The 5906-nt window shown below is 61.5% G+C and carries 5 protein-coding genes and 4 tRNA genes; all 9 read left to right on the forward strand.

Annotated elements, in window-relative coordinates:
• The first annotated feature begins 324 nt into the window (after positions 1-324).
• The 9 genes from CGS25_RS18690 to CGS25_RS18730 all read left to right on the forward strand — a co-directional run bounded on the left by CGS25_RS18690 (position 325) and on the right by CGS25_RS18730 (position 5714).
• The gene (locus CGS25_RS18690) at positions 325-750 is read left to right on the forward strand and encodes a hypothetical protein (RefSeq protein ID WP_089033229.1); all 426 of its coding nucleotides are present in this window, start codon (positions 325-327) and stop codon (positions 748-750) included.
• Positions 751-826: 76 nt separating this feature from the next.
• Positions 827-2512, forward strand: coding sequence for an AMP-binding protein (locus CGS25_RS18695; protein WP_101676396.1), 1686 nt, complete (start codon positions 827-829; stop codon positions 2510-2512).
• Between the two features lie 6 nt (positions 2513-2518).
• Positions 2519-3487, forward strand: coding sequence for a biotin--[acetyl-CoA-carboxylase] ligase (locus tag CGS25_RS18700; RefSeq protein WP_089033227.1), 969 nt, complete (start codon positions 2519-2521; stop codon positions 3485-3487).
• Positions 3484-4218 (forward strand): type III pantothenate kinase, encoded by a 735-nt coding sequence (locus tag CGS25_RS18705; RefSeq protein ID WP_089033226.1) that lies wholly within the window; start codon positions 3484-3486, stop codon positions 4216-4218. The genes CGS25_RS18700 and CGS25_RS18705 overlap by 4 nt, the downstream gene beginning before the upstream one ends.
• A 22-nt stretch (positions 4219-4240) precedes the next feature.
• Positions 4241-4909 carry an SPOR domain-containing protein gene (locus CGS25_RS18710; RefSeq protein WP_089033225.1) on the forward strand — a complete coding sequence of 223 codons (669 nt, stop codon included), beginning with the start codon at positions 4241-4243 and terminating at the stop codon, positions 4907-4909.
• Between the two features lie 61 nt (positions 4910-4970).
• Positions 4971-5046, forward strand: a tRNA-Thr gene (locus CGS25_RS18715).
• Positions 5047-5126: 80 nt separating this feature from the next.
• Positions 5127-5210 (forward strand) — tRNA-Tyr (locus CGS25_RS18720).
• Between the two features lie 307 nt (positions 5211-5517).
• A tRNA-Gly gene (locus CGS25_RS18725) sits at positions 5518-5591 on the forward strand.
• A gap of 47 nt (positions 5592-5638) precedes the next feature.
• Positions 5639-5714 (forward strand) — tRNA-Thr (locus CGS25_RS18730).
• Positions 5715-5906 lie beyond the last annotated feature (192 nt).

Below are 5906 nucleotides of genomic sequence, written 5' to 3' on the forward strand. Positions count from 1 at the left end.
ATCCCCCTTGCATTCGCGCCTACGCTCATGAGCTACAAGCCACAAGCCACAAGCCACAAGCCACAAGCCACAAACCCCAAGCCCCAGACCCAACCAATCCCAGAAACCCCTCTACACCCCAACCCAATCCCAGAAACCTCCCTAAACAAACCAAACCACCCCCCCCCACAAAAGGCCAATCCACTTGCCTGAAACAACAGAGCAAAGCCGGCAGACTGTACCGGGAGGCCCCGGTGCGAGGTGCGCTTTTGTTCGGCCCACTCTTTATCCGATGCCCATGTATCTCTATGCTCGAAAGTCATAATCGCTGACCGGAGTGCGGCAATGCAGTGGGCTAAGGCGTTCGCGGCGGGTTTTTTATCGACGCTGGTCTTCCACCAGGGGCTGTTGGCGATCTTGCACCTGCTGGGTGTGGTTCCGGTGGCGCCCTATAATCTGGCCGCCAGTGGACCGTTGGCAGTGCCCGCGGTGTTGTCGCTGGCATTTTGGGGCGGGCTTTGGGGATTGCCTTTGTGGTGGTTGATCCGCTTCAAGCGTCCCGGCTTGTATTGGGCCGTGTCGCTGTTGTTCGGCGCCATCGCCCCCACGGTGGTGGCGATGTTGTTGGTGTTCCCGCTCAAGGGGCTGCCTGTCTCGACCACCACCTGGATCGGCGGATTGATTCTGAACGCCGCCTGGGGGCTGGGCGTGGCGCTGTTTATGATCGTGCTATTCCGAAATTACCCGGCGAGTCTGCGACAGATGCGATAAGTCCCGCCAGTGCGGTGCGCTTCAGGCATGCGCGTCGAAATTAAATAAAACTTTTGGTTTGGGAAAGGTGATAACTATGACAAATGAAAGCAGCGTGGCCAACAAGACCCCGATTCAAGCCCTTCAGGAACGTAGCCGTGATCAGGGTGAGCGGACTGCCATGGTCCAGCCGCTGGGCGAAGGTGAAGTGCGCCACTACACCTGGCAGCAGGTGTCCGATGAGGCCCATCGCATGGCGTCTTACCTGCAGCAACAGGGCCTGCAGCGTGGCGAAAGAGTTGCCCTGGTATCCAAGAACTGCGCCGAGTGGATCATCGCGGATCTGGCCATCTGGATCGCCGGTGGCGTCAGCGTGCCACTGTACCCGACGCTGGTCGCCGACTCGGTTCGCCAGATTCTGGAGCACAGTGAATCGCGGCTCCTGTTTGTCGGTAAGCTCGACGACTGGGACCTGATGAAAGAGGGCGTGCCTGACGAAGTTAAGCAAATCGCGTTTTCGCTGGCCCCGGAAGAAGTGTGCGCGAAGGCGCCGAATTGGGCTGACATCATTGCCGGGCAAGAGCCGTTGGCTGAGCCGTTCGCGCCAGAGCCGAATGATCTCGCCACCATCATCTATACCTCCGGGACCACCGGTGTGCCGAAAGGGGTGATGCACGAGTACAAGAGCCTGTCGTCGGTGGGCGACAAGGTGGTCCGGGTTTACAACATGCAGCCGGATGATCGGATGATCTCCTACCTGCCGCTGTCCCATGTGGCGGAGCGGGCGGCGGTGGAGATGACGCTCCTGTACGTGGGCAACACGGTGTATTTCGCGGAATCGCTGGATACCTTTGGCGAGGACATCAAGCGTGCCAAGCCGACGCTGTTTTTCGCGGTGCCGAGAATCTGGTCGAAGTTTTATCAGAAAGCGTCCGAGGCGTTGCCGCCGAAGAAGCTCAATACCCTGTTGAAAATCCCACTGCTGAATTCGCTGATTAAAAAGAAAGTGCTGAGTGCCATGGGGCTGGAGGAGTGCCGCGTGGCGCTTTCCGGCGCGGCGGCGTTGTCTCCGGAAATCATTGCGTGGTTCGAAAAGCTCGGGCTGGAGATCCTTGAAGTGTACGGCATGACGGAGAACTTCGGCTGGTCCCATGCCACCGAGCAGGGCGATCAGCAGATCGGCTGGGTTGGCACCGCCAATGAAGGGGTGGAGTGCCGGATCGGCGAAGGTGGCGAGGTGCTGGTGCGCAGCGCTGGCAACATGAGCGGTTATTACAAGCAGCCGGAGCTGACCGAGGAAGTAATGACCGATGGCTGGTTGCGCACCGGCGACGTGGGCGAAATCGACGCCCGTGGACGCCTGCGTATCACCGGGCGGGTAAAGGAAATCTTCAAAACCGAGAAGGGCAAATACGTGGCGCCGGCGCCGATCGAAAACCGCCTGGTGACGCTGCCCGGGCTGGAGCTTGCGTGCGTGGTGGGGTCGGGCATGTCCCAACCGATCGCGCTGCTCAATCTGACCCCGGAAGAGCAGGGCAAGCTGACCAAAGGCGAGGGGCGGGAACATTTCAATCGGCAATTGGCGCAGCTGCTGGACAACGTGAATAAGCAGCTCGACCCCCATGAGCGGCTGAGCGCCTTGATCGTCTGCAAAACGCCGTGGACCGTGGAGAACGGTCTGATCACCCCGACTCTGAAGCTGAAGCGCAACGAGATCGAGAAATTCTATTCGGCGGACCTGCCCACCTGGGCGGCATCCCGCGGTGTAATCTGGGAGCAATAAGCAGGCATGGAAAACTCCGTGGACCTGGAGATGGTCCGGCTACTGGCCGATGGCAGGTTTCACTCCGGGGCGGATTTGGGGGAGGCCCTGGGCATCTCCCGCACCGCCATCTGGAAGCGTATACAGAGGCTCACCGAATTCGGCATTGATGTGGAGTCGGTGCGTGGTAAAGGGCATCGTCTGCCGCGTGCTCTTGATCTTATCGATCCGGCGGCATTGGGGCAGGCACTGGCTGGTCGGGCGCAACTGGACTTCAGGCCGGTTACCGGTTCCACCAACGCCGACGCCCTGGCTCTTGCCGCGCAGGGGGTAGCCGGGCCGCTGGTGGTGAGCAGCGAGTCTCAGAGCGCCGGCCGGGGCCGGCGCGGGCGGCAGTGGCGCTCGCCTTTTGGCGCGAATCTGTATTTGTCGGTGTTGTACCGGCTGGGTGGTGGTTTTTCGTCACTGGGCGGCCTCAGCCTGGCCGCCGGCGTGGCGGTCAGCCGGGCGCTGGCCCAATTGATGCCGGATCTGTCGCTGGGGCTGAAGTGGCCTAATGATCTTTACCTCAATGGCGCCAAGCTCGGCGGCGTATTGATCGAGCTTGCCGGCGAAATGGAGGGTCAGGTGCAGGTGGTGGTTGGCGTGGGTATCAATGTCTCCATGGGCGACACCCAGGCCGCGTCGATCGATCAGGCCTGGACTGATTTGCAGCGGGCCTGCCCGACGCTGCCGTCGCGCACCGCGCTGGCGGCGGCGGTGGCGGTGGCGTTGATCGACATGCTTGACCAGTTCGCCCGGGACGGATTCGCGCCGTTTTTGGATGCGTTTAATCAACGGGACCTGTGCCGTGATCGCCCGGTCACCGTGCAAACCGCCGGCGGCAGCCGCTCGGGAATCGCCCGCGGTGTGGCGGAGGATGGCTCATTGCGGGTGGACATTGATGGGGAATCGCATTTAATGCACGGCGGTGAAGTGAGCTTGAGGCTGCAATGAAATTGTTCGTGGATGTGGGTAATACGGCCCTCAAATGGCGCCAGCGTGATGGCGAGCGAGTGCGTCAGGGCGGTGAGATGCATCAGCGGCACTGGGATCAGGCTCTGCAGGCGCCGCTGGCGGCGGAGTCGGCCCTGGGCGAAGTCTGGATTGCCTCAGTGGCGGGGCCGGAGGCCGATCAGCGTATCGCCGAGCTGGTGCGCGAGCGCAGCGGTCTGGAAGCGCGTTTTTATTACTCCCGGGGACAGGATTTCGGCGTCAGCAACTGTTATCCGGAGCCGCGTCGCCTGGGTGTTGATCGCTGGGTGGCCCTGGTCGAGTGCTGGCAGCGTTTTGGCGCCGGCATCGTGGTGGACTGCGGCAGTGCTCTGACCATTGACGCGTTGGACGCGCAAGGGCGTTTTATGGGCGGCTATATCGTGCCTGGTCTGGGAATGCTCAGAAACGCGCTGCTCAGGGACACCGCCGACGTTCATGTCGACCAGGCCGCCGCCAGTCTCGGCCTGGGGCGTTCCACCGGGGAATGTGTGCATAACGGTCTGTTGCGCATGTCGGTGGCGTTCGTCTCCGATGTGGTGGTTGAACTGCGTCAGCAGCTTCCTGATACTTGCAAAGTCTTGCTTACGGGCGGTGACGCGGGCGAGCTCGCTCCGGCTTTCTCCTTTGATTTCCTGCACATGCCGGATCTGGTATTGGACGGCCTGGAGCGAGTGGCGGCGCGCCAAGATTAGGGTTTGGGGGGGGTAAGAAATCGTGCGTTGGGTCTTCTACAGCCTGGTGGTGCTGAATCTGGTCTACCTGGGCTGGCAACTGACTCTGGGCGGGCATAAGCAGCCGGTTGAGGCGGCCGTACCGGCCGCTCAGCACGGCGCGCGCCTGCAATTGCTCAGCGAGAGCGCTCAACGGCGCCGGCAGGCGGAGCCGCTGCGGGCCGCCGGGGCAAAGCAGGGCCTTTGCCCGGTGGTGGGGCCTTGGGCCAGCCGCGAGGAGGCCGGGCGCGCCGCGATCCAACTGGAGGCGGCCGGGCTGCGGGCCCATATCCGGGCGGTGACGGTGCAAAAAGACCACCTCAACTGGGTTTATCTGCCCGCCTACGACAGCCGGGCGCGGGCCCTGGAGGTTCTCGGTGAGTTGCAGTCCCGGGGCGTGGACAGTTTCGTGGTCAAGGAAGGGGAGGACGCCAACGCAGTCTCGCTGGGCTACTTCTCCAGCGCCGACTCCGCCGAAGGCTTGCGCATAAAGATGCGCAATGCGGGTTACCCCGCCTTTGTCCGCGAGACCTCGCGGCCGGTCACCGAGTACTGGCTGTACCTGCCAATGGCGCAGGCGGAGTCGCCCGCCCTGGAGGATTTCCTGGTGGGTAACCCGACGGTGATCCGGGACCGGGCGGCCTGCACCGGTGGCTCCGGCTCGGCCGGATAATTGTCGGCGCACAACGATTGCGCCGGGGGTGGGGTTTATATAGAATGCGCAGCCCTTACGCGCTGGCGTAGCTCAGTTGGTAGAGCAGCTGATTTGTAATCAGCCGGTCGGGGGTTCGACTCCTCTCGCCAGCTCCAACTTTACGCTAAGAGCTTGAAAATCCCTGAAAAGATGTTGACAAGGGATTGGGGCGTAAAGAGAATATAGGCCCTTTTCAGGAGGGGTTCCCGAGTGGCCAAAGGGATCAGACTGTAAATCTGACGCGAAAGCTTCGGAGGTTCGAATCCTCCCCCCTCCACCAGGTAAAAGTGTCGAGGCGCTGAATCGGCTCCGGCATTAGAAGGTTCCCCCGGCGTGATCCGGGGAGGGTTCGAGCCGAGAGGTTCGACGCGTCCGCGAAGCGGACCGAACGGCATCGGAACGATGCCGGCCCGAAGGGCGGAGTCATCCTCCCCCTCCACCAGGTAAAAGTGTCGAGGCGCTGAATCGGCTCCGACATTGCAAAGAGTTAGAGGCTCGTTCGCGGGTCGATGTGGCGCAGAGAGTGCGCCATCGGGCGCAAGCCCGGTGCCAGATTTCGCCGTGGTCTGGTTGGCAAAGGAAGGTTCGCGGGCATAGTTCAACGGTAGAACCTCAGCCTTCCAAGCTGATGATGCGGGTTCGATTCCCGCTGCCCGCTCCAGGCTCCGGCAACAATTTGGTTGCCTGACAAGGTGATATGAAGATTACGCTCATGTAGCTCAGTAGGTAGAGCACACCCTTGGTAAGGGTGAGGTCACCGGTTCAAATCCGGTCATGAGCTCCAATTTCCGGGCCCGGGTCGTACCTGGGTCCGGCTTCATGTGTCTTGGTGGTGCCAGGGTGGTCCGCGTTTGCGCGGTTCGTATTGTGTTTTCCGGGCGGTTGCCGTTCGAAGGGAATGCACAGCCAAGTTGAGAGGTAGAGTGTCGTGGCAAAGGAAAAATTTCAACGTAACAAACCGCACGTAAACGTAGGC

It is taken from the genome of Alloalcanivorax mobilis, from assembly GCF_002864685.1.
Taxonomy (GTDB): Bacteria; Pseudomonadota; Gammaproteobacteria; order Pseudomonadales; family Alcanivoracaceae; genus Alloalcanivorax; species Alloalcanivorax mobilis.